This is a genomic window from Nocardioides albus, assembly GCF_014648255.1.
In the GTDB taxonomy this organism is placed as follows: Bacteria; Actinomycetota; Actinomycetes; order Propionibacteriales; family Nocardioidaceae; genus Nocardioides; species Nocardioides albus.
The window spans coordinates 136,689-163,012 of sequence record NZ_BMQT01000003.1 but is presented as its reverse complement, the minus strand read 5'-3'; the positions used below and the strand labels follow the sequence as shown (position 1 = coordinate 163,012).

The 26,324-nt window shown below is 69.2% G+C and carries 24 protein-coding genes and 1 tRNA gene; 17 read left to right on the top strand and 8 right to left on the bottom strand.

Annotated elements, in window-relative coordinates; translation table 11 throughout:
* The first annotated feature begins 24 nt into the window (after window positions 1-24).
* Window positions 25-2,196, top strand: coding sequence for an MMPL family transporter (locus IEY84_RS06975; protein WP_183543689.1), 2,172 nt, complete (start codon window positions 25-27; stop codon window positions 2,194-2,196).
* 164 nt (window positions 2,197-2,360) lie between these two features.
* On the opposite strand, the gene IEY84_RS06970 is transcribed toward IEY84_RS06975, so the two are convergent.
* Window positions 2,361-6,107: a multifunctional oxoglutarate decarboxylase/oxoglutarate dehydrogenase thiamine pyrophosphate-binding subunit/dihydrolipoyllysine-residue succinyltransferase subunit gene (locus IEY84_RS06970; protein ID WP_183543687.1), complete on the bottom strand. Its 3,747-nt coding sequence runs from the start codon at window positions 6,105-6,107 to the stop codon at window positions 2,361-2,363.
* A gap of 219 nt (window positions 6,108-6,326) precedes the next feature.
* On the opposite strand from IEY84_RS06970, the gene IEY84_RS06965 reads away from it, so the two are divergent.
* Together IEY84_RS06965 and IEY84_RS06960 are read left to right on the top strand one after the other, a co-directional pair.
* Window positions 6,327-7,019 carry a hypothetical protein gene (locus tag IEY84_RS06965; RefSeq protein ID WP_183543685.1) on the top strand — a complete coding sequence of 231 codons (693 nt, stop codon included), beginning with the start codon at window positions 6,327-6,329 and terminating at the stop codon, window positions 7,017-7,019.
* 5 nt (window positions 7,020-7,024) lie between these two features.
* Entirely contained in the window at window positions 7,025-7,963 is a 939-nt protein-coding gene (locus tag IEY84_RS06960; RefSeq protein WP_183544480.1) for an LCP family protein, read from the top strand.
* Here the strand turns inward: IEY84_RS06960 and IEY84_RS06955 are convergent.
* The gene (locus IEY84_RS06955; RefSeq protein ID WP_183543683.1) at window positions 7,960-8,808 is read right to left on the bottom strand and encodes an alpha/beta fold hydrolase; all 849 of its coding nucleotides are present in this window, start codon (window positions 8,806-8,808) and stop codon (window positions 7,960-7,962) included. The two genes, IEY84_RS06960 and IEY84_RS06955, sit on opposite strands and share 4 nt — an antisense overlap.
* Window positions 8,809-8,858: 50 nt before the next feature.
* Here IEY84_RS06955 and IEY84_RS06950 point away from each other — a divergent pair, with 50 nt between their 5' ends.
* Window positions 8,859-9,620 carry a lysophospholipid acyltransferase family protein gene (locus tag IEY84_RS06950; RefSeq protein ID WP_183543681.1) on the top strand — a complete coding sequence of 254 codons (762 nt, stop codon included), beginning with the start codon at window positions 8,859-8,861 and terminating at the stop codon, window positions 9,618-9,620.
* Here the strand turns inward: IEY84_RS06950 and IEY84_RS06945 are convergent.
* Genes IEY84_RS06945 through IEY84_RS06935 form a run of 3 tightly spaced genes read right to left on the bottom strand, consistent with a single transcriptional unit; the run spans window position 9,617 to window position 11,030 of the window.
* Window positions 9,617-9,901, bottom strand: coding sequence for a MazG-like family protein (locus IEY84_RS06945; RefSeq protein WP_183543679.1), 285 nt, complete (start codon window positions 9,899-9,901; stop codon window positions 9,617-9,619). The genes IEY84_RS06950 and IEY84_RS06945 overlap by 4 nt on opposite strands.
* A 54-nt stretch (window positions 9,902-9,955) precedes the next feature.
* Window positions 9,956-10,303: a VOC family protein gene (locus tag IEY84_RS06940; protein WP_183543677.1), complete on the bottom strand. Its 348-nt coding sequence runs from the start codon at window positions 10,301-10,303 to the stop codon at window positions 9,956-9,958.
* Window positions 10,304-10,340: 37 nt separating this feature from the next.
* A complete protein-coding gene (locus tag IEY84_RS06935; protein WP_183543675.1) occupies window positions 10,341-11,030 on the bottom strand; it encodes an acetoacetate decarboxylase family protein in 690 nt (229 codons plus the stop codon).
* 21 nt (window positions 11,031-11,051) lie between these two features.
* Here IEY84_RS06935 and IEY84_RS06930 point away from each other — a divergent pair, with 21 nt between their 5' ends.
* From IEY84_RS06930 to IEY84_RS06920, 3 genes are read left to right on the top strand one after another with little or no spacing between them, the layout of a single operon-like run.
* A complete protein-coding gene (locus IEY84_RS06930; protein WP_183543673.1) occupies window positions 11,052-11,267 on the top strand; it encodes a DUF4287 domain-containing protein in 216 nt (71 codons plus the stop codon).
* A gap of 60 nt (window positions 11,268-11,327) precedes the next feature.
* Window positions 11,328-12,170, top strand: a complete 843-nt coding sequence (locus tag IEY84_RS06925) for a class I SAM-dependent methyltransferase (protein WP_183543671.1) — start codon at window positions 11,328-11,330, stop codon at window positions 12,168-12,170.
* On the top strand, window positions 12,167-12,652 hold the full coding sequence (locus IEY84_RS06920; RefSeq protein ID WP_183543669.1) for a hypothetical protein: 486 nt from the start codon (window positions 12,167-12,169) through the stop codon (window positions 12,650-12,652). Before IEY84_RS06925 ends, IEY84_RS06920 begins: the two co-directional genes overlap by 4 nt.
* A 33-nt stretch (window positions 12,653-12,685) precedes the next feature.
* On the opposite strand, the gene IEY84_RS06915 is transcribed toward IEY84_RS06920, so the two are convergent.
* Window positions 12,686-12,758 (bottom strand) — tRNA-Arg (locus IEY84_RS06915).
* An 85-nt stretch (window positions 12,759-12,843) separates the two neighbouring features.
* Between IEY84_RS06915 and argS the strand changes: the two genes are divergently transcribed.
* Together argS and lysA are read left to right on the top strand one after the other, a co-directional pair.
* The gene (gene argS / locus IEY84_RS06910; protein WP_183543667.1) at window positions 12,844-14,508 is read left to right on the top strand and encodes an arginine--tRNA ligase; all 1,665 of its coding nucleotides are present in this window, start codon (window positions 12,844-12,846) and stop codon (window positions 14,506-14,508) included.
* On the top strand, window positions 14,505-15,893 hold the full coding sequence (gene lysA / locus IEY84_RS06905) for a diaminopimelate decarboxylase (protein ID WP_183543665.1): 1,389 nt from the start codon (window positions 14,505-14,507) through the stop codon (window positions 15,891-15,893). The genes argS and lysA overlap by 4 nt, the downstream gene beginning before the upstream one ends.
* 197 nt (window positions 15,894-16,090) lie before the next feature.
* On the opposite strand, the gene IEY84_RS06900 is transcribed toward lysA, so the two are convergent.
* Window positions 16,091-16,666, bottom strand: coding sequence for an ASCH domain-containing protein (locus tag IEY84_RS06900; protein ID WP_183543663.1), 576 nt, complete (start codon window positions 16,664-16,666; stop codon window positions 16,091-16,093).
* 102 nt (window positions 16,667-16,768) lie between these two features.
* Between IEY84_RS06900 and IEY84_RS06895 the strand changes: the two genes are divergently transcribed.
* The 8 genes from IEY84_RS06895 (at window position 16,769) to prfA (ending at window position 25,443) form a co-directional block, all read left to right on the top strand.
* Window positions 16,769-17,428: a hypothetical protein gene (locus tag IEY84_RS06895; protein WP_183543661.1), complete on the top strand. Its 660-nt coding sequence runs from the start codon at window positions 16,769-16,771 to the stop codon at window positions 17,426-17,428.
* Window positions 17,429-17,482: 54 nt separating this feature from the next.
* Complete coding sequence (locus tag IEY84_RS06890) at window positions 17,483-18,436, top strand: alcohol dehydrogenase catalytic domain-containing protein (RefSeq protein ID WP_183543659.1); 954 nt, start codon at window positions 17,483-17,485, stop codon at window positions 18,434-18,436.
* A 113-nt stretch (window positions 18,437-18,549) separates the two neighbouring features.
* Entirely contained in the window at window positions 18,550-19,863 is a 1,314-nt protein-coding gene (locus IEY84_RS06885; RefSeq protein WP_183543657.1) for a homoserine dehydrogenase, read from the top strand.
* On the top strand, window positions 19,863-20,927 hold the full coding sequence (gene thrC / locus IEY84_RS06880; protein ID WP_183543655.1) for a threonine synthase: 1,065 nt from the start codon (window positions 19,863-19,865) through the stop codon (window positions 20,925-20,927). The genes IEY84_RS06885 and thrC overlap by 1 nt, the downstream gene beginning before the upstream one ends.
* A gap of 8 nt (window positions 20,928-20,935) precedes the next feature.
* Window positions 20,936-21,859 carry a homoserine kinase gene (gene thrB / locus IEY84_RS06875; protein WP_183543653.1) on the top strand — a complete coding sequence of 308 codons (924 nt, stop codon included), beginning with the start codon at window positions 20,936-20,938 and terminating at the stop codon, window positions 21,857-21,859.
* 210 nt (window positions 21,860-22,069) lie between these two features.
* Entirely contained in the window at window positions 22,070-23,896 is a 1,827-nt protein-coding gene (gene rho, locus IEY84_RS06870) for a transcription termination factor Rho (RefSeq protein WP_183543651.1), read from the top strand.
* A 131-nt stretch (window positions 23,897-24,027) separates the two neighbouring features.
* Window positions 24,028-24,240: a 50S ribosomal protein L31 gene (gene rpmE, locus IEY84_RS06865; protein WP_183543649.1), complete on the top strand. Its 213-nt coding sequence runs from the start codon at window positions 24,028-24,030 to the stop codon at window positions 24,238-24,240.
* Between the two features lie 123 nt (window positions 24,241-24,363).
* A complete protein-coding gene (gene prfA / locus IEY84_RS06860; protein ID WP_183543647.1) occupies window positions 24,364-25,443 on the top strand; it encodes a peptide chain release factor 1 in 1,080 nt (359 codons plus the stop codon).
* 147 nt (window positions 25,444-25,590) lie between these two features.
* On the opposite strand, the gene IEY84_RS06855 is transcribed toward prfA, so the two are convergent.
* Window positions 25,591-26,223 carry a sunset domain-containing protein gene (locus IEY84_RS06855; protein WP_183543645.1) on the bottom strand — a complete coding sequence of 211 codons (633 nt, stop codon included), beginning with the start codon at window positions 26,221-26,223 and terminating at the stop codon, window positions 25,591-25,593.
* Window positions 26,224-26,324: the final 101 nt, after the last annotated feature.

The following is a 26,324-nucleotide window of genomic DNA, read 5'->3' as shown; positions in this document are numbered from 1 at the left end:
TGCACACATTCCGCTGGAGGACTCATGTTCCACCGACTCGGCACCCTCGTGGTGCGAAATCCACGCCGGGTCCTGGTGATCGGCCTGGTCGCTCTCCTCGGCGCGATCTATCTGGCCACCTCGGCCTTCGGCAAGCTCGACGACGCGGGCTTCGATGACCCCGCTTCGGAGACCAGCCGGGCCGCCGTCGCTCTCGAGGAGGGATTCGGCAACGACGCCGGATTCGTCCTCATCGTCAGCACCGGCGGTGGCGCCGTGACCGAAGGCGCGGCCGCGAAGGACGCCCAGGCGCTTGTCGATCGTCTTCGGACCGACGACGAGCTCACCGACGTCGTCTCGTATCTCGATGCGCCCGGTCCGGGGATGGTCTCCGAGGACGGTGCGCACGGACTGATCTCCGTCGGCGCCGAGGACCCGGACGAGACCGACGCTGCTGCGGTGATCGACCGCTACACCGATACCAGCGCCACCGACAACGCCACGACAGTCCATGTCGGTGGCCAGCTCGCCACCTTCGAGGAGATCAGCGGCCAGCTCGGCAGCGACCTCGGCCTCGCCGAGGCCATCGCGATCCCGCTGATGATCGCCTTGCTCATGCTGGCCTTCGGCAACATCGTGGCTGCCGTCATCACCCTCGCGGTCGGCGGCTTCGCCATCGCAGGAACCTTCGCAGAGCTCTCCGTGCTCGGCTCGTTCACCGACGTCTCCATCTACGCCCTCAATGTGACGACCGGCCTCGGGCTCGGTCTCGCTGTGGACTACGGCCTGCTGATGGTGGCCCGTGTGCGGGAGGAACGAGCAGCCGGATCAGCGCACGCAGATGCGGTGGTGCGGGCCGTGGAGACCGCCGGGCGGACCATCGTCTTCAGCGCGTCCACGGTCGCGATCTCGTTGGCGTCGCTGCTGATCTTTCCCCTCTACTTCCTGCGCTCCTCGGCCTACGCCGGAATCGGGGTCATGGTGATCACCGCCGTCGTCGCCGTGGTGCTGCTCCCCGCCACGATCGCGCTCCTCGGTGACCGCATCGATGCGCTCCGGATCCCCGGCGTGCGCGGACTGCGCGGTGGCGCGGCTCCGTCCTGGACCCGCCTGGCGCGATTCGTCACCAGCCGCCCCTGGGTTGCTCTTCCTGTCGTTGCCGTCCTGCTCGCGATGGCTGCACCCCTTGCGGGCATCGAGTTCGGCACCCCCGACGACCGGGTTCTTCCGACGACAGCCGGCAGTCGTCAGGCAGGGGACCTGCTCCGCGAGGAGTTCGACGGTGACGGCACCAGCCCGATCACGGTGGTGACGACCTCGGCTGTCGCGGACGACGACCTCGAGACCTACGCCGCGGAGCTCTCCCGCGTCGATGACGTCGACCGCGTCGACACCCGTCTCGGGACGTACGCCGACGGCACCCTCGTCTCGAAGACGCCGGCCGTCCCGCCGGGCGACGGCGCGGACCAGCTAGCCGTCGTCAACCAGCTCGACCGCCAGTCCGCGGAGGCCCGTGACCTGGTCCGAGACATACGCGCAGTCCCGGCGCCAGCCGACGCCGACGCCCTGGTCGGAGGCGGTGCCGCTGAGCTGCTGGACTCCCTCGACGCGATCGGCGCCAAGCTCCCGTACGCGTTCGGCGGGCTCGCCATCGCCATGGTGATCATCCTGTTCCTCTTCACCGGGAGCCTGGTCCAGCCGCTACGAGCGTTGGCGCTCAACATCATCGGCCTCGGCGCGACCCTCGGGGCAACGATCGCGATCTTCCAGGAGGGCATGGGCGCCGACCTCCTCGGCTTCACCGCCATGCCGCTCAACGTCTCGATGGTCGTGCTGCTCCTGGTCATCGCGTTCGGGCTGTCGATGGACTACGAGGTGTTCGTGCTCGGCCGGATCACCGAGATGCGGCGCCGCGGCCTGGGCAACGTCGAGGCGGTCGTCCAGGGGCTGGCCCACACCGGCCGGATCGTCACCACGGCCGCCGCGCTGATCGCGACCAGCTTCTTCGCGTTCCTGGTCAGCGACATCAGCTTCATGAAGTTCTTCGGCCTCGGGGTCGGGCTGGCGATCCTCATCGACGCGTTCCTCATCCGCGGGATCCTCCTGCCCGCGGCCATGCGCGTGCTGGGGGAGGCCGCCTGGTGGGCGCCGAAGCCGCTGCGACGCCTGCACCGCAAGATCGGTCTGAGCGAGGAACCGGTCCCGGTCCCCGTCTGAGACGAGACGTACGAAGGCCCCTCGGTGTCTCCACCGAGGGGCCTTTCGAACGTGCTGTGTGGGTTTCGACTCGCGGTCACGGCCTCGCAGGCTCGGCCGCGCGCTCGCTCAACCCGCCCGGCCGACGCGGAGCGCTCCTTCGTCGCGCTCCGCTGGCCGTGCGATCAGGCGAAGGCGCGCTCGATGAGCTCCTTCTGCTCGACCGTGTGCCGCTTGATGGTGCCGACGGCGGTGGTGGAGGAGGCCGGGCGGGTGATCGGCTCGACCTCGCGGTCCAGGTCGGGAACCACGTTGAGGTAGTAGCTCGGCCACGGGCCCTGGTTGTAGGGCTCGTCCTGAACCCACTTGACCTTGGCGTCCGGGTACTTCGCGAGCTCTGTCGCCAGCTCCTCGGTCGGCCACGGGTAGAGCTGCTCGACGCGGACGATCGCGACGTCCTCGCGCTCCCGCTTCCTACGCTCGACGACGAGGTCCCAGGTCAGCCGGCCGGAGACGACCAGCACGGTGCTGACCTTCGAGGCGTCGGCCTCGGTGTCGGCGATGACCGGCTGGAACGAACCCGAGGTGAATTCGGCCGGCTGTGACGCCGCGTCCTTGCGACGCAGCATCGACTTCGGGGTGAAGACGATCAGCGGGCGGTGCTCCTCGCCGAGGGTGTGGGTGCGCAGCAGGTGGAAGTACGACGCCGGGGAGGACGGCTGAGCCACGACCATGGCCTCGTCGGCACACAGCGTGAGGAACCGCTCGATGCGAGCCGAGGAGTGGTCGGCACCCTGTCCCTCGTAGCCGTGCGGCAGCAGCAGCACGACGCCGGAGTCCTGGCCCCACTTGGTCTTGCCCGCCGAGATGTACTCGTCGATGACCGACTGGGCGCCGTTGACGAAGTCACCGAACTGCGCCTCCCACATGGTCAGCGCATCGGGGCGAGCCACGGAGTAGCCGTACTCGAAGCCGAGGGCGGCGTACTCGGAGAGCAGCGAGTCGTAGACGTAGAACTTCGCCTGCTCCTCGCTCAGGTTGTTCAGCGGCGTCCACTCATCGGCGTTCTTGCGGTCGATCATGGTCGCGAAGCGCTGCACGAAGGTGCCGCGACGCGAGTCCTGACCGGCCAGCCGCACCGGGCGGCCGTCGAGCAGCAGCGAACCGAAGGCGAGCGTCTCGCCGGTGGCCCAGTCGATGCCACCGTCGGAGATCTGTGTCGCGCGCCGCTGCAGCTGCGGCATCACCTTCGGGTGGACCGTGAAGCCCTCCGGCGGGGTGACGTACGCATCCGCGATCCGCTTCAGCACGTCCTGCGTGATCGCGGTGACGGTCTCGCCGGCAGGCTTCTCGGGGTAGTCCGGGACGGTCTCCCAGGCCTGCGGCATCTTGTCGGCCTCGCGCACCTCGGTGAAGACCTGCTCCAGGCGAGCCTGGTAGGCGGCCAGCACCTGCTCCGCCTCCTCGATCGTGATGTCACCACGGCCGATCAGCGACTCGGTGTAGAGCTTGCGGACCGAGCGCTTCTGCTCGATCAGGTCGTACATCATCGGCTGGGTGAACGACGGGTCGTCGCCCTCGTTGTGACCGCGGCGGCGGTAGCAGATGAGGTCGATGACGACGTCCTTGTTGAACGCCTGGCGGTACTCGAAGGCGAGCCGCGCGACGCGCACGCAGGCCTCGGGGTCGTCGCCGTTGACGTGGAAGATCGGCGCCTGGACCATCCGCGCGACGTCGGTGGCGTACAGCGAGGAGCGCGACGAGCCCGGCGAGGTGGTGAACCCGACCTGGTTGTTGATGACCAGGTGCACGGTGCCACCGGTGCGGTAGCCACGCAGCTGGGACAGGTTGAGCGTCTCCGCGACCACACCCTGACCGGCGAAGGCGGCGTCACCGTGGACCAGCAGCGGCAGGACCGGGAAGACGGCGCCCTGGTCGAGCACGTCCTGCTTGGCGCGGGCGATGCCCTCCAGGACCGGGTCGACGGTCTCGAGGTGGGACGGGTTGGCGGCGACGGAGACCTTGATCTTGTCGCCCAGGTCGGAGAGGAACTCGCCCTCGGCACCGAGGTGGTACTTCACGTCGCCGGAGCCCTGGACCGTGCGCGGGTCGATGTTGCCCTCGAACTCGCGGAAGATCTGGTTGTAGGACTTGCCGACGATGTTGGCGAGCACGTTGAGGCGGCCGCGGTGGGCCATCCCGATCGTGACCTCGTCCAGACCGGCCTCGGCGGCGGCCTCGCAGACCTCGTCGATGACCGGGATCGCGGTCTCGCTGCCCTCGAGGGAGAACCGCTTCTGGCCGACGAACTTGGTCTGCAGGAAGGTCTCGAAGGCCTCGGCCTCGTTGAGCTTCGACAGGATCCGGAGCTGCTCCTGGCGCGGGGTCTTGTCGTAGGGCCGCTCCACGCGGTCCTGGATCCACCGGCGCTGCTCGGGGTCCTGGATGTGCATGTACTCGATGCCGGTGGTGCGGACGTAGGAGTCACGCAGGACACCGAGGATCTCGCGCAGCTTCATGAACGGCTTGCGGCCGCCGGCGAAGGAGCCGACCGGGAACTCGCGGTCGAGGTCCCACAGCGTCAGGCCGTGCGACTCGATCTGCAGGTCGGGGTGCGAACGCTGCTTGTATTCCAGCGGGTCGGTGTCGGCCATCATGTGACCACGCACGCGGTGGGCGTGGATGATCTCGCCGACCTTGACCTGCTTGGAGATCTGGTCGTCGTGGGTGGTGTCGATGTCTTGGTTCCAGCGGATCGGCTCGTAGGGGATCCGCAGCGACGCGAAGATCTCGTCGTAGAAGTCGTTCTCACCGAGCAGCAGCTTGTGCACGGTCGCCAGGAACTCGCCCGACTGCGCGCCCTGGATGACCCGGTGGTCGTACGTCGAGGTCATCGTCATGATCCGCGAGACCGCGTTCTGGGCGAGCTTCGAGGGGGAGGCGCCCTGGAACTCGGGCGGGTAGTCCATCGAGCCGACGCCGATGATCGCGGCCTGGCCCTGCATCAGCCGCGGCACCGAGTTGTTGGTGCCGATGCCGCCGACGTTGGTCAGGCTCACCGTGGTGCCGGAGTAGTCGGCCATGGACAGCTTGTTGTCCTTGGCCTTGCGGACGATGTCCTCGTACGCAGTCCAGAAACCGGCGAAGTCCATCAGCTCGCAGCCCTTGATGGACGGTGCGACGAGCTGCCGGGTGCCGTCCTTCTTCTGCTGGTCGATGGCCAGACCGAGGTTGATGTGCGGCGGGGTCACCTGGGTCGGCTTGCCGTCGATCTCAGCGTAGGTGTTGTTCATCGCCGGCATCGCCTTGATCGCCTTGATGATGGCGTAGCCGATGAGGTGGGTGAAGGAGACCTTGCCGCCGCGAGCGCGCTTCAGGTGGTTGTTGATGACGGTGCGGTTGTCCCACAGCAGCTTGACCGGCATGTTGCGCACGGAGGTCGCGGTCGGCACCGAGAGCGACACGTCCATGTTCTTGGCGGTGGCGGCAGGGATGCCGCGCAGGGTGGTGTAGGTCGGCTCGTCGGTGACCGCTACGGCGGTCGGCTTCGGGGCGTCCTTAGGGGTGGGCGTCGCGGTGCCCTTGGCCGGCTCGGCGGCCTGGGCGGCCGGGCGCGGCTTGGCCTTGGGGGCCGGAGCCGCCTTCGCCACCGGCGCCTCGGTCGAGGCAGGGGTGGTCGGCGCGGGCGCGTTGGCCGGAGCGTCGGCCGGAGCGGTCGGGACCGGAGACTTGGCAGCGGGCGTGGCCGGGGCCGAGGCACCGTTCGGCGACGCGCCCGGCTGTCCGTTTGTTTCGAAGAACTTCACCCACACGGGGTCAACACTGCTGGGATCCTTCGTGTACTGGTCGTACATCTCCTCGACCAGCCACTCGTTGGCGCCGAATTCCGCTGGGATGTCGGCAGTGTTGGGGGACGGGGTGCCTGAGGACACGGCTTGATTCGCCTCTTCCGAATTTTCGCACTGTAAGAAATGGGTTGCCCACGGGCAAGGCTATCCCCCCGAACACGCAAATGCCCGATGCAGGCTCCACCTGTGGACAGGATGTAATCCGTCACACATCTTGCGTTACCTGCCGGGTGAGTTGCCACCCGGGTCGTTGTGCGTACAGTGGCCCGGTCCCAGAGCAGGTCGACGAGGCGGATTCCCCACATGACGAGCAGCAGCACGAGGCCCGGTCGTTCGAGCGGCCGGCGCGTCGCAACGGCCCTCACCGCGGCGGCCCTGGCCGGCACCGTGGCACTTGCCGGATGCGGTGGCGAGCCCGACAAGCCTGCGGCCTCGCCGTCCCCGTCGGCGCCCCCGCCGGCCACGGTGAAATCGGCGGCCAAGCTCATCCACGTGCAGGGCAGGTTCCCCAAGAGCCGGCACCAGGCGGTCGCCACGAACGTCGCCGCGGTCGTCGACCGCTGGCTGCAGGCTGCGTACGTCGGGGGTGACTTTCCGCGCGCCACCGCCACCTTCACCGCGACGTCATTTCCGGGCTTCTCCAAGGGTTCGATCGCCCAGGCCGGCAAGCAGATGAGTCTGATGAGCAGCGCCACGATCGCTCCCCACATCGACGGCGTCGAGGTGGTCTCCAGCGACGTCCACGTCGATCTGCTGGCCAACAACAACTACCCGGTCGGCGCGGTCGCACGGGTGCGGCTGGTCTACGACACCACTGGTGAGCGCGAGGCCCGTCAGACCGTCCGTGGCAGCCTCGACCTGGTGCCGACCAAGAGCTCCTGGGCCGTCTTCGGCTTCAACATCACCCGCGAGGAGAAGCCGGCGCTGGACCCGTCCTCGGCGCCGTCCACCTCGCCCAGCCCGTCCTCGTCCAGCAAGTCCGGAGACAAGTCGTGAACCGCATGACGAAGTCCGTACGCCGCCGCCTCCTGACCACCCTCGCGCTCGGCCTGGTGCTCGCGACGACCGCCTTCCTGGTGCCGGACGCCCAGGTCGCCGAGCCGCGGGCCGAGCTGATCGCGACCAAGTGGGCCAAGGGTCTCGACGTCGCCCAGCACACCCGCAAGGGCGGCACCATCTGGGTCCTGGCCGTCGGCTCGGACGCCCGTCCCGGCCAGAAGGTCACCCGCACCCGTGGCGACGCGCTGCACCTGATCGGCTTCAACCCGTCCACCGGCTACGCGACGGACATCTCGATCCCGCGTGACTCCTACGTCAACATCCCCGGCCACGGCCGCTCCAAGATCAACGAGGCGCTGACCGCGGGCGGCCCGAAGCTGATGGGCCGGGCGGTCGGCAACCTGGTCGGCGTGCAGCCGCAGTACGTCTTCGTCACCTCCTTCTCCGGCATGAGCGACCTGGTGATCGGGATCGGCGGGGTCGACGTCGACAATCCACGCGCCTTCAGCGACCCCTACGTCGCGCGCTACGGCTTCAAGAAGGGCCGCATCCACATCAGCGGCCCGCACTCGGTCGACTTCGCGCGGGCCCGCAAGACGCTGCCCGGCGGCGACTTCGACCGCTCGGCCAACCAGTCTCGGGTCATCCGCGGCATCCATCGCAAGATCGTCGCCCGGCAGAACGAGACCGGCTTCATGGCCAAGGGCGTCGCACTGGTGATGAAGAAGATGCACACCACCGGCCTCTCCGGCCGCGACCTCTACCAGCTCGCTCACGCGGTCGCCGCGATCAACCCGGGCAAGGTCCGCACCTGTGTCGTTCCCGGCGGGATCGGCAACGCCGGCGCCGCCAGCGTGGTGTTTCCCAACGTCGGGGCGGCCCGCGCGATGGGCAACGACGCCCGCCACGACGGCAGGCTCAACCGCGGCTGCCGCGGTTAGCTTCTCGCCCTCACGAAGTCGCGCACCAGCGGCGCGACCCGTTCGGGGTGGTCGGCGACCACCCAGTGAGAGCCCTCGATCTCGTGGACGGTCAGGTCTGTGACGTACGGCCTGGGCGCCTCGGCCGCCAGCGCACGGCTGACGTAGGCGTCGCCGATCGGGGCGATGACCTGGACGGGGACCGTCACGGGGCGAGGCTGCGGGCGGGCCATCCGGGCGATCGCGTTGGCCCGGTAGAGCTCCAGGCCGTTGATCCGGTCGGAGCGGGTGCGGTCGTGCGCCGAGCCGCCGACGACCCGGTCGAGCACGCCCGAACGCCAGGCGAGCTCGGGAAGCAGCGGTGCCTGGAAGAACCCGATGTAGGCCGACCCGGCGCCCTGCTTCAGACGCTCGAGCACTCCGCGGGCGGTTCGGCCGGGCGTACGCAGCCAGGCACCGGTCTGATCGAGGCTCGGTCCGGAGATCGAGGTGAACGACGCGATCCGTTCGGACGGTACGTTGCCGGCGACCGCGTCCCAGGTCTGGGTCGATCCCCAGTCGTGGGCGAGCAGGTGCACCGGCGCCGCCGGGCTCACCGCGTCGATGACGGCTTGGAGGTCGGCGTTGAGCTGCTCGATCAGGTAGCCCTCGCGGGCGGCCGGCGCCTGCGAGCTGCCGTGGCCGCGTACGTCGTAGGTCACGATTCGCAGCTCGCTGCCGAGGATCCTGACCAACGGGAGCCACACGCTGGAGTTGTCGGGGTAGCCGTGGACGCAGACCACCGTCGGGCGGGTGTCGCCGCGAGACCCGAAGTCGGTGACGGCCAGCCGGAGCCCGTCGGTCGTCGTCACGTAAAGGGTGCTCACGTGGCGAGGCTAGTCGGACGGAGTTCATCGCTACGTGACACGATTCGCCCATGGACATCAGCTATCCGGTCACGATCGCCGCGGCTCGCACCTGGTTCAAGCTCGGCGACATCAAGATCAACATGACCGGCGCGGAGCACATCCCGGAGAAGGGCGGCGCCCTCCTGGCGGTCAACCACCTCTCCTTCGTCGACTACGTCATGGCCGGTTTCCCCGGGGCCGAGCGGGGCCGGCTGACCCGCTTCATCGCCAAGAAGGAGGTCTTCGACCACCCCGTCGGCGGCCCGGTGATGCGCTCGTTCCACCACATCCCGATCGACCGCAGCTACGGCGCGGCCGGGATGAAGAAGGCCGTCGACTATCTCCAGAAGGGTGAGGTCGTCGGGATCTTCCCCGAGGCCACGATCTCGCGCTCGTTCCTGATCAAGGACCTCAAGACCGGCACCGTACGCATCGCCGCCGAGGCCGGCGTCCCGCTGATCCCGGTCGTGCTGTGGGGCACCCAGCGGATCATGACCAAGGGCCAGAAGGTCGACCTGTCGCGGCACAAGACCGTCGGCATCGAGATCGGCCCGCCGCTGCCGGTGACCGGGGAGGACCCGGCCGCCGAGACGGCTGCGCTCAAGGCGCAGATGGAGGGCATGCTCGACCGGCTGATCAAGGCGCACCCGGCCGAGGAGCAGCCCCCGGGCTCGTGGTGGCTGCCGAAGGCGTACGGCGGCTCGGCTCCCACGCTGGAGGAGGCCGAGACGATGTACGCCGAGGAGCGCCGCCTCCGCGCTCAGCGGAAGGCCGCGAAGCGCAAGTCCTAGGTCGGCGCGCCGGCGCGCTCGGCGCCGGCGATCTGCTCGACCGCCGTCATCGCGGTGAGCGCAGCGTCGAAGAGCCCGTCGACGACATCGTCGTAGCTGTGGGTGATGGATCGTCGGGGGCCCTGCTCGGTGGCTCCGATGAGTGCGGCGATGGCCTCGCCGGCCTCTTCGCCCACCTTCGCGACTCTCCCCCAGAGAACGGCTTCCGCGTCGCGATCGCCCTGGGACTCATCGAGCCACCGGGACAGATACGCGAGCAGAGCCGGCGTAGCGTCGGTCATGCGGTCGGAGTCTAGGGCGCTCCCGGTAATCCGGTCGAGCCTTAGATATCGGGACTACTCAGCAGGCTGGTAGACCCCGAGCCGATTCCCGGACGGGTCGGTGAAGATGAACCGGCGCCCGCCGGGGTAGTCGTAGGGCACTTCGGTGATCGTGCCGCCGGCCTTCTCGACGGCCGAGACCGCGGCCTCGAGATCGGTCGTGCGGATCAACGGGAGCGGGGCGACCGGGGTCTCGGAGGCGTACATCCCGCCGTTCTCGTCCGTGCCGTCAGGTCCGACGATCCCGGCGTACATCCCGCCGTAGTCGTTGAAGGACCAGCCGAAGGCGGACTCGTAGAAGGCGCGCGAGCCGGGGAGGTCGGTGACCGCGAGCTCGAGGTAGTCGATGTGGAGTGCATTCATGTCCCTCGACGCTACCGGCAGCCACCGACACCCTCGCTCAGCCGAAGGCGATCTCGAAGTCCTTGCCGCGGAACGAGCCGATCTTGGTCGCGTCGCGGAGGTAGGCGAGGGGGCCGTCGGGGTCGAAGTTCCAGCTGCCGTGCGCGGGCAGGAGCCTGGCCCGGCCGTCCATGGTGAGCCAGGCGGTGTCAGGGTGCTCCTCGATCCCGGGCTGCTCGACGTTGCCCTTCATCGGGAGGCGCGGAGCCAGCTGGGTGACGTCGCTGAACCTAGCGGTGGCGATCGGGCCCTCGTCGTGGCTCGCCTCCCAGGTGTGGGTCGCCAGCGGCCCCTTCGTGGAGGCTCCTCCGCTGAACTTGGCCAGCCCCTTCGGGATCGCCCACAACGTACGGCCGCCGGCCACGGAGTCGGGGGAGTCCACCCAGATGTCGACCACGCTCACCGCCTTCTTCCCGTTGGACGCGGTGATCACCCGGGCGGAGAGGAGCTCGTGGTAGGTAAGCGGGCTGGGGTCGGTGTAGTCGACCAGGGCGACGGCGTAGATGCCCTTCGGGTGCCGCTCGTCGACATGGTGTCCGAGCCGGTAGACCGAGAGCCACATCGATCCGTGCATGTGCCAAGGGGCTGGGGGATAGCTGGTCACGTACGTCTCCCGAATTCTGTTGTCGATCCGTGTCGAGATGGCGATGCTCTGCTCGACGCGTTGGTGAGTGGCGATGGTCGCCACGCACGCACAAGGAGACCAGAGATGACCGACCAGGTGAAGGGCCCCGCCTCCTACTTCCCGTCCATCGAGAAGAAGTACGGCCGCCCGATCGCTGAGTGGAAGCAGATCATCCGCGACCACGGGAGCAGCAAGCACATGGAGCTCGTGGCCCATCTGAAGAGCGAGTACGCCCTCGGGCACGGTCACGCCAATGCCCTCGTCGCACACACGCTCGCCGAGGATGCCGCTGCGCGCTGACGCGCCGACACTGAAGGGGCGAAGCGCTTCTTCTGGCGCCTCTTCGTGTTGACTTCCGCCATGCGCGACGGACCGTTGGAGATCACCGACCTGCTCTGGTCGAGCTCGGGTACGGCGGTGGTCAGGGCCGATGCGGTCGAGCTGCTGCGATCGCGGGGTCAGGTGCGCGCGGCGCAGGTCGTCTCCATGCTGCCTGCGCGCGACGGAGTCCTCGACGCGGAGGCGATCGACGCGCTCGGGCTGCGGATCCATCGGGAGCTGCAGCGGCTGGGGGAGGAGCTGCAGCTGGGCCGGCGAGTGGCTTCCGTGGTGCGTACGTTGCTTCCGGCCGGGTCCGCGCCCGTGCGAGTCGTCGACGTGGGCTGCGGGCTCGGGCACGTGCTGCGCTCGATCGCGGCCCGGGGTGAGCTCCCCGCGCACGTCGACCTGGTCGGGGTCGACCTCAACGCCGTGCTCGTCGCCGAGGCCTCGCGACTGGCCGCGCTCGAGGGGTTGGACTGCCGGTTCGTCTCGGCTGACGCGTTCGAGCCCGGGGGCGTCATCGAAGACGGATCACGGACCGTGGTCGTGTCCAGCGGGCTCATGCACCACCTCGCTCCAGAGGACCTCGACGGGTTCTTCGCCGCGCAGGCGCGACTGGGCGTCGCGGCATTCGCGCACTGGGACATCGCGCCGTGCCTGTGGTCGACTATGGGCGCCTGGCTCTTCCATCAGGCACGGATGCGCGAGGCGGTCTCCCGCCACGACGGCGTGATGTCGGCCCGCCGGGCGCATCCGGCCGAGACGCTGCTCGCGGCCGCGAGCCGTGGTGCACCGGACCATGACGTCGAGGTGCGGGAGGGTTCGCGTTGGCATCCGCGAGCGCTCGACGTGCTGCGTCCGCTCGTGGGCGTGCGTCGATGAGTCTCGTCGTCCTCGTGCTGCTCGGCCTCCTCGACGCCGCCTTCAGCGGGTTCCGCTCCGCTCAGGGCCGCAGCGGGCTGGTCGACCACGCTCACGAGGACCACGTGGGCATGCTCCGCGGGGTTCGCCTGTTCCCGTGGCTGTCGTCGGCAGCGGTCGGCGTTCTCGCGATCGACCTGCTCCTGGGACAGGACCTCGAGGCGTACGTCTCGGCCGCCGACCTGTTCCTGCTGATCATCGCGCCGTTCGCTGCCGTCGTGCTGCTTGCGCTGGCGGCGTACGGGATCCTGCGCTGGGAGCTGAGATACCTCGCCTCCGCGATCATCCTCGGCCCGTGCACGTTCCTGCGTCCGTACGTCGTGACGGCCGCCGCGATCGTCGTGATCGTCCGGGCCGGCGAGGTGAGCGTGGCAGTCGCAGCGACCCTCGCCGTCATCGGGGTGCTCGCCGTGGAACCGGTCCTGGACCGCCGCGCGAAATGAGAGAAACCGCTGGTCACCCAGCGGTTTCATCTGTGCCCCCGGCAGGAATCGAACCTGCGGCCTACGGTACCGGAAACCGGCGCTCTATCCCCTGAGCTACGGAGGCATGCACCACCTGAGTGGTGCAGATGGAACCCTACAGGCTGGGACGGATAACGGTGAAACCGACTGGCGCTTATACGCTGGACCTCGTGACTCCTGAGCAGCTTTCCACCGCGGTCGTCGATGTCCTCACCGCGCTCGTCGATGAGGGTGCGATCACCCTTCCCGACGGCGTCCCGAGCACTGTCACGGTGGAGCGACCCCGGCAGAAGGGTCACGGCGACTACGCCACCAACGTGGCGCTGCAGCTGGCCAAGAAGGCGGGTATGAACCCCCGCGCGCTCGGGGAGCAGGTGGCTGAGAAGCTCAAGGCGACCGAGGGGATCGCGGACGTCGAGATCGCCGGGCCAGGCTTCCTGAACATCTCTGTCGAGGCCGGCGCCCAGGGCAAGCTGGCGGCCGAGATCGTCGCCGCCGGCGCCGCCTACGGCAACAACGACGCCTTCGCGGGACACAACATCAACCTGGAGTTCGTCTCCGCCAACCCAACCGGACCGCTGCACCTCGGCGGAGTTCGCTGGGCCGCGGTCGGCGACGCGCTCGGTCGTGTCCTGGAGGCGTCCGGCGCCGAGGTCACCCGGGAGTACTACTTCAACGACCACGGCGGCCAGATCGACCGCTTCGCGCGCTCGCTGCTGGCCTGGGCGCAGGGCAAGCCGGTGCCGGAGGATGGCTACGGCGGGGCGTACATCGAGGAGATCGCCAAGCAGGTCCTCGCCAAGGAGCCGAAGGCGCTCGAGAGCGACGACCCGCAGGAGGTCTTCCGCGCGATCGGCGTCGACCTGATGTTCTCCGAGATCAAGCAGAGCCTGCACGACTTCAACGTCGAGTTCGACGTCTACTTCCACGAGGACAACCTGCACAAGTCCGGCGCCGTGGACCGAGCCATCGAGAAGCTCAAGGAGCTCGGCAACGTCTACGAGAAGGACGGCGCGATCTGGCTCGCGACCGAGAAGTTCGGCGACGACAAGGACCGCGTCGTCATCAAGGCCGACGGCAACGGGGCCTACTTCTCCGGCGACCTCGCCTACTACCTCGACAAGCGTGAGCGCGGCTTCGACCGCTGCTTCATCATGCTGGGCGCCGACCACCACGGCTACGTCGGCCGGATGATGGCGATGTGCGCCGCCTTCGGCGACACCCCCCACGAGAACCTCGAGATCCTGATCGGCCAGATGGTCAACCTCCTCAAGGACGGCCAGCCGATGCGGATGTCGAAGCGTGCCGGCACCGTGGTCACCATCGACGACATCGTCGAGGCGATCGGGGTCGACGCCGCCCGCTACGCGCTGGCCCGCTACTCCAGCGACTCCAACATCGACATCGACCTGGACCTGTGGGCCAAGGCCGACAGCGCCAACCCGGTCTACTACGTGCAGTACGTCCACGCGCGCACCTGCCGGATGATGGCCAACGCCGCAGACCACGGCATGGCGATCGATCTCGACACCTTCGACCCGTCGCTGCTCACCCACGAGCGCGAGGGCGAGCTGCTGCGCGCGCTGGCCGAGCTGCCGCGCGTGGTCGCGACCGCCGCCGAGCTGCGCGAGCCGCACCGGGTCGCTCGCTATCTGGAGGACACCGCCGGCATCTTCCACCGCTGGTACGACGATGACGACTGCCGGATGCTGCCCAAGGGCGACGAGCCGGTGGCCCCCGTCAACCTGGCCCGGCTTGCGCTCGTCTCCGCCGCCCGCACCGTCTTCGCCAACGGCCTCGGGCTGCTCGGGGTCTCCGCTCCGGAGCGGATGTGAGCGCGCACGCATCGCCGGGCTCGTTCACCGGCACCTCCCCGGTGTGGCTGAAGACCCCGGACGACGTCAACGCCCTCGTTCCGGCGCTGTGGTCGGCAACGGCGTCCAAGGACGCGAGCGGTGTCCTCACGGTCGGTGGGGTCGCGGTGCCCGACCTGGTCGCGAACATCAACACCCCTGCGTACGTCTTGGACGAGGTCGACTTCCGCGAGCGCGCCCGCGCGTTCCGTGACGCCTTCACGGGCTATGACGTCTACTACGCCGGCAAGGCGTTCCTGTGCACCGAGGTCGCGCGCTGGGTGGCGCAGGAGGGGCTCTTCCTCGACGTGTGCTCCGACGGTGAGCTCTCGGTCGCGCTGCGTGCCGAGGTGGACCCGGCGAAGATCGGCTACCACGGCAACAACAAGGCGCCGATGGAGCTGCGGCGGGCGATCGTCGCCGGCGTCGGGCGGATCATCGTCGACTCCTTCGCCGAGGTCGAGCGGGTCGCCGCGATCGCTGCCGAGACCGGGGTGGTTGCCCGGGTGATGGTGCGAGTCACCGCCGGCGTCGAGGCCCACACCCACGAATACATCGCCACCGCCCACGAGGACCAGAAGTTCGGTTTCTCGATCTCCTCGGGCGACGCCTTCGAAGCCGTACACCGCCTCCTGGACGCCCCGAACGTCGAGCTGCGCGGGCTCCACTCCCACATCGGCTCCCAGATCTTCGACTCCTCCGGCTTCGAGGTGGCCGCCCGGCGGGTGCTGGCGCTGCAGGCCCGGATCCGGGACGAGCTCGGCACCGAGCTGCCCGAGATGGACCTCGGTGGTGGCTTCGGCATCGCCTACACCACCCAGGACGACCCCTCGACGCCCAAGGCGCTGGCCGAGGAGCTGACCGCGATCGTCGAGCACGAGTGCCGTGGCTTCGGCCTGGCGGTCCCGCATCTCTCGATCGAGCCGGGCCGGGCCATCGTGGGCCCCTCGATGTGCACCGTCTACACGGTCGGCACGGTCAAGGAGGTCGCCCTCGACGGCGGTATCACCCGCACCTACGTGAGCGTCGACGGCGGGATGAGCGACAACATCCGCACGGCTCTCTACGACGCCGACTACTCCGCCACCCTCGCCGGGCGAGCCTCGTCGGCCGGCCCTGTCCTGGGCCGCGTCGTCGGCAAGCACTGCGAGTCCGGCGACATCGTGGTCAAGCACGAGTTCCTGCCTGCGGACGTCGCGCCCGGCGATCTGATCGCAGTCCCGGGCACCGGCGCCTACGGGCGCTCGATGGCCTCCAACTACAACCACGCGCTGCGGCCGCCGGTCGTCGCGGTCCGCGACGGTGAGTCCCGCGTCATCGTCCGGCGCGAGACCGAGGACGACCTGTTCGCCACCGACATGGGCTAGCCCCAGCCGAAGCGTCACCCCGGTCGGCCGAGACGTCACCCCGGTCGGCCGAGACGTCACCCCGGTCGGCCGAAGCGTCACTCCGGTCGGCCGAGACGTCGCTGCGGTTGGCCGAGTTGGCACGAACTGCCCACTCGGCCGACGTACCTGACGTCTCGGTCGACGTAACTGACGCTTCGGCCGACGGGGGTGACGTCTCAGCTGGAACGAAGGGTACGGAGGACGGCGCGACCTCGGGGTGAGAGCCGGTAGCCGACGGGGAGCGACTCGGTGAGGCCGAGCTCCTTGAGGCGGCGGATGTCAGACTTGAACGGTTTCTTCTCCCGCCCGATCGAGGCTGCGATGGTCTCGGCCAGCTCGCCGGGACGTGCCTCGATGAGCTCCAGGTGCTGCCGGGTCCAGGGACCGCGGCGGCTGCGCCGGTCCATGTCCGCCAGCTTCGCGACCAGCGCAGCGGTCTCCTTCTTGCCCGGGCGCTTCGCGCGCAGGGCGATCCGCTCATCATCACCGGCGTAGCGCATCTCGATCCGGTAGACGTCCCCGTCCTTGCGGGACAGGAAAGCCAGCAGCTCCGAGAGCGTCGTACCTGCCCGGCGGGCGTCGTCCTCCGTGATCGCGTCGCAGGTCACCGGCGAGACGGCGATGAACTCGACCACGCCCAGCCGAGTGCGCTGACGACCGCCGGCGACGTGCATCGGTCGCTTCCAGCGGCGGAAGGCGAGATCGACCTCGCCGGCGCGGATGCGTTCGAGGTCGGCGTTGGGGAACAGCACCCACCTATCAAACCTTGCCGGATCGGAGATCGCGCGACCTCTGTAGGAAATTCGGTTTCGCCTTCCCGAAATCCTGGGGTCGGGGCGCTTACGATGGAGCGCATGCCGAGGGGGGTCTACTCAGATCGAGCCGCGGCGCCGTCGCAGGCGCCGCGCACCTCGGTCGCCCGGCTGACGAAGGAGCGCCGGGACAGCGTGACCCGCGCCGCGCAGACCTTCGGCTGGTCGGTGGTGACCGGCAAGGCCGCGGCGCAGCGGCCGGTGCGGTGGGAGGTGCTCGGGACCGACGTACGCGCCGAGCGCTGCGACCTCGTCATCGACGGCACCTGCGACGGGATCCTGGTCGAGTACTGGCACGGCAAGGCATCCTCGGAGAAGGGCCCTTGGCGGGCGGCGCGCTGGGTCGTGGTGCGGGTTCCCGCCCGTCTTCCCAAGACTGCCGCGATGATCGGGCTCTCGCCAGGCTCGGGCAACACCGGCACGGGCCGGGTGCCTACGCCGGTCTTCTTCCCGCCGGAGTTCCGCGCCAAGACCAACGTGACCACTCCGGACGGGGCCGTCATCGCGGCGGACGAGGAGCATGCCCGGTCGCTGTCCCGGTTCGCCAGCCATGTCGTCGACGAACGCCTGTGGGTGGTGGCCCGCAACGACGCCATCACGGTCACCACCGACGTGGAGCCGGATGCGGAAGAGCTGCTCCGCCGCGTACGCCTCGCGCGCGATGTCGCTGCGGTGCTCCGGCCGATCCCGGAGCTCGCCTGAGGTCTTGCCGAAATCCCTTGACCTCAAGTCAACTTGAGCAGGTTGACTCGCCGTATGCGAGCAATCAGACAGCACGAGTTCGGCGGCCCGGAGGTCCTACGCCTCGAGGAGGTGCCCGACCCGACCCCAGGCCTGGGCCAGGTACGCATCAGGGTGGAGGCCGCGGGCATCCACCGCCTCGACACCTCGATCAGAGCCGGCGACCTGCCGCCGACGATGCCGCGACCGGAGCTCCCGATGACACCCGGTCGTGAGGTCGCCGGCGTGGTCGACGAGCTCGGTGGCGGCGTCGACGAGGCCTGGCTGGGCGCGAAGGTGGTCGCGCATCTCGGCCCGGGAAGCAGCGGCGGCTACGCCGAGCTCGCCATCGCCGACGAGACGCAGCTCTATCTCCGCCCCGACGGGCTGGAGTCGGCCGAGGCCGTCGCCGCGATCGGCACCGGACGCACCTCGGCGGCGGTGCTCGACGACGCCCAGCTCACTCCCGACGACGTCGTCGTGGTCACCTCGGCCGCTGGTGGCATGGGCGCAATCCTGCTCCAGGGCATCCGCAACGCGGGCGCTCGCGCGGTCGGGCTCGCGGGTTCGGACGCCAAGCTCGAGGTCGCTCGCGGCTTCGGCGCGCAGACGGTCATCGACTACCGCACGGACGGTTGGCTGGAGCGGCTCCGTGCCGAGGAGCCCCGGATCACGGTCCTTCTCGACGGGCTCGGCGGCGACGTGCCCAGGCAGGTCTACGCCCACCTCGAGGACGACGGGCGGATGGTCCGGTACTCCGGCGACCAGGACGGCTACGAGGGCGGCGCCAAGATCATCGACATCCTCGGCCCCCGGGTCCTGGGCCGGATCAAGGAGTTCGAACGGGCCGCGCTCGAGGCCGCAGCAGACGGCACGCGGAGGCCATACGTCGGATCGAGGTTCCCGCTCGCCGAGGCCTCGGTGGCCCACGCCGCACTCGAGGGCCGTGAGACGACGGGGAAGGTCGTCCTGGTGACTCGGTCGAGCTAGTTGTGAAGCTGAGAGGGGCCTATAGGTCACTCTCAGCTTCACAACCTCGCCGAAATGTCCGCGCCTAGAGCGGAAGTCGGACCCCGGAGCCCGTCCCGGATACCCTTGGGCGCGTGAGCAGCAACAAGACGACCACGCACGCCGCCGAACCCTTGGGCGTAGCCGTCCTCGGCTGCGGTGTGGTGGGGTCCCAGGTGGTCCGGCTCCTGCTCGAGGGCGATGCGGATCTCGCCGCCAGAGTGGGTGCCCCGTTGGAGATCAGAGGCGTGGCCGTGCGCCGCCTCGATGCACCCCGCGACGTCGAGGTGCCCGCCGAGCTGCTCACCACCGACGCGCAGGGCCTGGTGGCCCGCGACGACGTCGACCTCGTGATCGAGGTGATCGGCGGCATCGAACCGGCCCGCGGCCTCATCCTCAAGGCACTGGAGAGCGGCGCCAGCGTCGTCACCGCCAACAAGGCGCTCCTCGCGGAAGACGGCCCGACGCTCTACGAGGCCGCCGAGAAGGCCGGCACCGACCTCTACTACGAGGCCGCGGTCGCCGGCGCGATCCCGATCCTTCGCCCGCTGCGCGACTCGCTCGTCGGTGACCACGTCACCAAGGTGATGGGCATCGTCAACGGCACCACCAACTACATCCTCGACAAGATGGACACCTACGGGGCCGGCTTCGAGGAGGCTCTCGCCGAGGCCCAGGAGCTGGGCTACGCCGAGGCCGACCCGACCGCCGACGTCGAGGGCTTCGACGCCGCCGCGAAGGCCGCGATCCTGGCGAGCCTCGCCTTCCACACCCGGGTGACCGCGAGCGACGTCTACCGCGAGGGCATCACCGAGGTGACCGCCGGTGACGTCGCCTCGGCCAAGGCCATGGGATCAGTCGTCAAGCTGCTCGCGATCGCCGAGCTCGACGACGACGATGTCTCGGTCCGGGTCCACCCCGTGATGATCCCGCGCTCCCACGCCCTCGCCACCGTGCGAGGCGCCTACAACGCCGTCTTCGTCGAGTCCGCCTCGGCCGGTGACCTGATGTTCTACGGTCAAGGTGCAGGCGGAGAGCCCACCGCGAGCGCCGTCCTGGGCGACCTGGTCACCATCGCCCGCAACAAGGTCCTCGGCACCCGCAGCTTCGGCGAGTCCTCCTACGCCGCTCGCGCGGTGCGCCCGATGGGGGAGACCGTCACCCGCTACCACGTCAGCCTCGACGTCGCCGACAAGGCCGGCGTGCTCGCCGCCGTCGCGACCGCCTTCTCCGAGCACGGCGTCTCGATCAAGGCCGTACGCCAGGAAGGACGTGGCGAGGACGCCCAGCTCGTCGTCGTCTCTCACGAAGCCCCCGATGCCGCGCTCGCGGCGACCGTGCAGCACCTGCGCGAGATGGAGTACGTCCGCGACGTCGCCTCGGTGATGCGCGTAGAAGGAGCAGTCTGATGACCAGTCAATGGCGCGGAGTGATCGAGGAGTACCGCACCCTCCTCGACATCCCCCAGGACACCCCGGCGGTCACCCTCGGCGAGGGCGGCACTCCGCTGGTCCACTCCGAGTGGCTCTCCAGCGCCACCAAAGGTGAGGTGTGGCTGAAGGTCGAGGGTCAGAACCCGACCGGCTCGTTCAAGGACCGCGGCATGACTGCGGCCATCTCCGTCGCCGTTCACGAGGGCGCGAAGGCTGTGGTCTGTGCCTCGACCGGCAACACCTCGGCGTCGATGGCCGCCTATGCCGCCAAGGCCGGGATCACCCCGGTCGTGCTCGTCCCCAACGGCAAGATCAGCGCCGCCAAGATGGCCCAGGCCCTGGTTCACGGCGCCGAGGTGGTCAAGGTACGCGGCAACTTCGACGACTGCCTCAAGCTCTCCCGTGCGCTCGCCGACAGCTACCCGGTCGCGTTGGTCAACTCGGTCAACCCGATCCGCCTCGAGGGCCAGAAGACGGCCTCCTTCGAGGTCGTGGACCGTCTGGGCGACGCGCCCGACTACCACCTGATGCCGATCGGCAACGCCGGCAACCTGTCCGCCTACTGGCTCGGCTATGAGCAGTACGCAGCGGCCGGTCACGCCACCAAGACCCCGGTCATGCGCGCCTTCCAGGCCGAGGGCGCGGCGCCGCTCGTGCTCGGCCACCCCGTCGAGCACCCGGAGACCAGGGCGACCGCGATCCGTATCGGCAACCCGGCCTCGTGGCAGCTCGCAGAGGCCGCGGCCGCGAAGTCCGGCGGCCGGTTCCGGGCGCTCTCCGATGACCAGATCCTCACCGCCCAGTCGCTGCTCGCCCGCAACGACGGCGTCTTCGTCGAGCCTGCCTCGGCGGCCGGTGTCGCCGGCCTGCTCGCCGACCTCGAGGCGGGGGAGACCTACGCCGGAGCCACCACGGTCATCACCGTCACCGGTCACGGGCTCAAGGACACCGCCACCGCGCTGGAGTTCTTCGGCGAGCTTCCCGAGATCATCATCGACGCCGATCTCGAGGCCGCCGCTGCCGCGGCCGGGCTCGCGTAGCGGCACCGATGACGTTCGTAGAAGGCCCGGTGACCGTCACCGTCCCGGCCACCTCCGCCAATCTCGGTCCCGGCTACGACTCCCTCGGGCTGGCGCTCGACCTGCGTGACGAGCTCACCGGCGAGGTGATCTCGACAAGCTCGACCACCGGAGGACGGACGCTGGAGGTCACCGTCGAGGGTGCGGGCGAGGGCACGGTCCCGCTCGACGAGTCCCACCTCGTCGTACGCTCCATGCGGGCCGCCTTCGAGATCATCGGCAAGCAGCCTGCGGGTCTGCGGCTGCACTGCCACAACCGGATCCCGCATGCGCGCGGGATGGGTTCGTCCTCGGCCGCGATCGTCGGCGGCCTGGTGCTGGCGCGGGCTCTGGTCGCCGGGGGAGAGCTGATCCTCGACGACGACACCCTCTTCCAGAAGGCCGCCGAGATCGAGGGTCATCCCGACAACGTGGCGCCCGCGTTCCACGGCGGCTTCACGATCGCGGGTGACGACGACGGCTTCTTCGCGGTACGCACCGCTGTGGACCCCCGGGTCAGCGTGGTCGTCTTCGTCCCCGCCACGGGTGTCGAGACCAAGACCGCCCGCGGCCTGCTGCCCGAGACCGTCCCGCACTCCGACGCGGCGGCCGACGCGGGGCGTACGGCCCTCCTGGTCGCCGCGTTGAGCGATGCCCCCGAGCACCTGCACCGCGCCACCCGCGACTTCCTCCACCAGGAATACCGCCGGCCCGCCATGCCGGAGTCGCTCGCCCTGGTCGACGAGCTGCGCGCCGACGGCATCGCGGCGATCGTCTCCGGCGCCGGTCCCACGGTCCTGGCTTTCAGCAGCGGCGTGGAGTCGGCAGAGACGACCAAGCTCACCGCCCGCTGCCCCGAGGGCTGGGCCTGTCATGCACTGAGCGTCGACATGGACGGCGTACGCATCCTCTGACCGCCCCAGGTCCGGGCTCGGGTCCCTGCTGAGGTGGGTGCGGTGCGTGTTAGCCTGGACATACATCCCTCGGACCGTTCAGGTCTACGGATGTGCTATCCCCCTTTCGTGCCGTGCCACTTCGTTTGGCGCGCGTCGGCCCGTCAGGGGTTCTGACAAACGAGCCGTCGGTGTCGTACGCCGATCGGCGATACGTGGGAAAGGACTCACGTGACTGAGACCATGGAATCCACCGCTCCGGAGCCGAACGCAGCCCCGAAGAAGCGTGGTGGCCTTGGCGGAATGCTCCTCGCCGACCTCAAGGCGATGGCCAACGGGATGGGCATCGCCGGGGCGAACTCGATGAAGAAGGCCCAGCTGATCGACGCGATCAAGGCTGCCCAGGGCAACCGGGCGCAGTCTGCGCCGGCGCAGAAGGCCGAGAAGCCTGCTGCCGACAAGCCTGCTGCCGACAAGCCCGCAGAGAAGCCTGCAGCTAAGAGGCCCGCGGAGAAGCCTGCCGCTGAGAAGCCGGCGGCGAAGACCGCCGACAAGCCGGCCGACAAGACCGAGAAGCCCGCCGAGAAGCCCGCCGAGGCTGCCGACGCGAGCAACGAAGGCGGCAACGAGGGCGGTCAGCGCCCGCGCCGCCAGCGCAACCAGAGCCAGAACAAGAGCGGTGGCCAAGGCGGCCAGCCCGCCGGCGGTGGCCAGAACCAGGGCCAGAACCAGAACCAGGGCAAGGGCCCGGCCAAGGCCGGCCAGCCTGCCGCCGAGAAGAAGAACGAGGACGCGCAGAAGGAGCGGCAGGCCGAGTCTGCCGACGAGGCGGGCGATGACGACGGAGAGGGCGGCAGCCGCCGCAACCGCCGCCGCCGGGGCCGTGACCGCGACCGCAACCGTCCGGGCCGCGGCGAGCCGGACACGACCGTCCTCGAGGACGACGTGCTGGTGCCTGCCGCGGGCATCCTGGACGTACTCGACAACTACGCCTTCGTCCGCACCTCCGGCTACCTGCCCGGACCGGACGACGTCTACCTCTCCCTGTCGCTGGTCAAGCGTCTCGGCCTGCGCCGTGGCGACGCGATCGTCGGCCAGGTGCGCCAGCCCCGCGAGGGCGAGCGCAAGGAGAAGTACAACCCGATGGTGCGTATCGACTCGGTCAATGGCGCCGACCCCGAGATCGCCAAGCACCGCGTCGAGTTCGACAAGCTCGCGCCGGTCCACCCGGACCAGCGGCTCCGCCTCGAGGGCGGCTCCGACCCCGTCACCGGCCGGATCATCGACCTGGTGGCGCCGATCGGCAAGGGCCAGCGCGGCCTGATCGCCTCGCCGTCCAAGGCGGGCAAGACGACCGTCCTGCAGGCGATCGCCGGAGCGATCACCGCCAACAACCCCGAGTGCCACCTGATGGTCGTGCTCGTCGACGAGCGCCCGGAGGAGGTCACCGACTTCGAGCGCAGCGTCAAGGGTGAGGTCATCGCCTCGACCTTCGACCGGCAGCCCGCCGACCACACCGTGGTCGCCGAGCTGGCCATCGAGCGGGCCAAGCGCCTGGTCGAGCTCGGCCACGACGTGGTCGTCCTGCTCGACGGGCTGACCCGCCTCGGCAAGGCGTACAACCTGTCCGTCCCGGCATCGGGTCGGATCCTCGGTGGCGGCGTCGACTCCGCGGCGCTCTACCCGACGAAGCGGTTCTTCGGCGCGGCCCGCAACGTCGAGGACGGCGGCTCGCTGACCATTCTCGCCACGGCTGCGGTCGAGACCGGTTCGAAGACCGACGAGATCATCTTCGACGCGTTCAAGGACACCGCCAACTCCGAGCTGCGTCTGAGCGAGGAGTACGCGGAGGCAGGGATCTTCCCCGCCGTCGACGTCAACGCCTCCGGCACCCGCCGCGACGACCTGCTCTTCGCCGGTGGCGAGGGCGATGCGGTGCGCAAGCTGCGTGCCTCGCTGGCCACGCTCGAGGGCGCCAAGGCCGCCTCGGTGCTGGTCGAAAAGGTGGCAGGGTCGGCCACCAACATGGTGCTGCTCAACCAGGTAGCCAAGAGCTGAGGAACAAGCTCCTGGGGCCGTCGGGAATTATTGGCGGCCCCAGGCGTTCACATACACTGAATCCTCGGTGCCGGTTCACGTCCCGCAACCTGCGGTGGCGACCCGGAGCCCCATGTCTTGAGAGGAACCTCATGAAGCCCGACATCCACCCGACTTACGTCGAGACCCAGGTCACCTGCACCTGCGGCGCCTCGTTCACCACCCGCAGCACCGTGGCCGAGGGCGCCATTCGCGCCGACGTGTGCTCCAACTGCCACCCGTTCTACACGGGTAAGCAGAAGATCCTCGACACCGGCGGTCGCGTGGCTCGCTTCGAGGCTCGCTTCGGCAAGCGCAACAAGTAGTTGCCTCCCAGCGCCGGCCCCTGCATTCGCAGGAGGCCGGCGTTGGCGTATTTCAGCGACACCCGGTTTTAGAGAGACCACCCCCGGGCGGAGATGTCCCGCCGGAGCGAAGCGGAGGCGCAAATGACGCAGTTTGAAGCGGTCGAAGGGCTGATCGAGGAGCACGAGGGCCTCGAGAAGCGGCTCGCCGAGCCCGAGACCCACGCCGATGCACGCCTGGCCAAGAAGCTCAACCAGCGGTACGCCGAGCTGAGCTCGATCATCGACGCCTACCACTCCTGGCAGCAGCTCGGCGACGACCTGGAGGCCGCCCGCGAGCTGGCGGGGGAGGACCCCTCGTTCGCCGAGGAGGCAGAGGCGCTCGTGCCGCAGCGCGAGGAGGCCGAGGAGCGCCTGCGCCGCCTGCTCGTGCCACGTGACCCGACCGACGACAAGGACGCCATCCTCGAGGTGAAGTCGGGGGAGGGCGGCGAGGAGTCGGCGCTGTTCGCCGGCGACCTGCTGCGGATGTACACCCGCTATGCCGAGCGTCAGGGCTGGAAGCTCGAGTTCCTCGACGCCAACGAGTCCGACCTCGGCGGCTACAAGTCGGTCACCGTCGCGGTGAAGGCGAAGGGGACCTCCGAGCCCGGCCGAGCTCCCTACGCGCTGCTCAAGTTCGAGGGCGGCGTACACCGCGTCCAGCGGGTGCCGGTCACCGAGTCGCAGGGTCGGGTGCACACCTCCGCCGCCGGTGTCCTGGTGGTTCCCGAGGCCGAGCCGATCGATGTCGAGATCAACGACAACGACCTCCGCATCGACGTCTACCGCTCCTCGGGCCCCGGCGGCCAGTCGGTCAACACCACCGACTCAGCGGTCCGGATCACCCACGTACCCACCGGGATCGTCGTCTCGATGCAGAACGAGAAGTCACAGCTGCAGAACAAGGAGCAGGCCATGCGCGTGCTCCGTTCGCGCCTCCTCCAGGCCGCCCAGGATGCCGCCGACGCGGAAGCCTCCGACGCCCGCCGCTCCCAGGTACGCACCGTCGACCGCTCCGAGCGCATCCGCACCTACAACTTCCCGGAGAACCGCATCTCCGACCACCGCACCGGCTACAAGTCCTACAACCTGGACCAGGTGCTCGACGGCGATCTGGAGCCCGTGATCACCAGCGCAGTAGACGCCGACCTGGCCGCCCGCCTGGCCGGCCTCGACTCCTGACCCGCCGAAGAGTCAGTTCCTGACGCCGAGAAGTCAGTTCTTGAGATCGAGAGGTCAGTTTGCGGAGCCCAAGGTCTGCTTGGCGCTCAGAAACTGACCTCTCGCTGTCAGATACTGACTCTTCGGCGTCAGATAATGACTCCCTGATCAGGCGTCGACCTTCTTCTTGAACCCGGCGATGAAGCCGGCGGCCTCTGCCGACTCCTCGGAGTCGAAGTACACGGCCGCCTTCGTACGGGTGTAGTAGGGGCTCGCGGGGGTGTGGTACTTCTTCCCGCTGCTGCCCTTGATGTCGTACGCAGCGTCCGAGCTGCTTCCGTCCGCGGCAGGCAGCACCGCGCCGGCGTAGGGAGCGCCATCGGTCGCGGCGGGCGCCTCGGCGACCGGGGCCACCTCGGGCTCGGTGTCGACGGGAGCAGCCGTCGTCTCCTCGGCCGCGGGGGCCTCGGTGTCCGCGGCGGTCGGCTCATCAGCCGTCGTCTCGGCCGCAGCGGCAGCGGTGACGCTCTCGGCCTCCGCGACGACCGCGGCGGTGTCCACGTCGGTGACGTCAGCCTCGATGGTCTCGGGCTCGTCTGTGGCCTCAGCAGCCGTCTCGGTCACCGACGCCTCTGCGGGGACGGCGACAGCGGCGACGGGAGCGCTGGTGGTCTCGGGGCTCGAGTGGTCCTTCTCGGCTCGATCCGGGGTTTTGGCGCCCTTGCGAATCGGTCGTCCGAAGAAGAACCAGATCAGAACGGCGAGGACGGCGATGAGTGCAAGCAGCAACGGCCACTTCATGGGGTGATGTTTCCTTCCAGGGGGATCTCGGGTGTGATGGTGGGGCAGCACGGTGCCCGACGAGGGTGCGGTCAATCCCGCGTCCCCCGACATGACCCGAA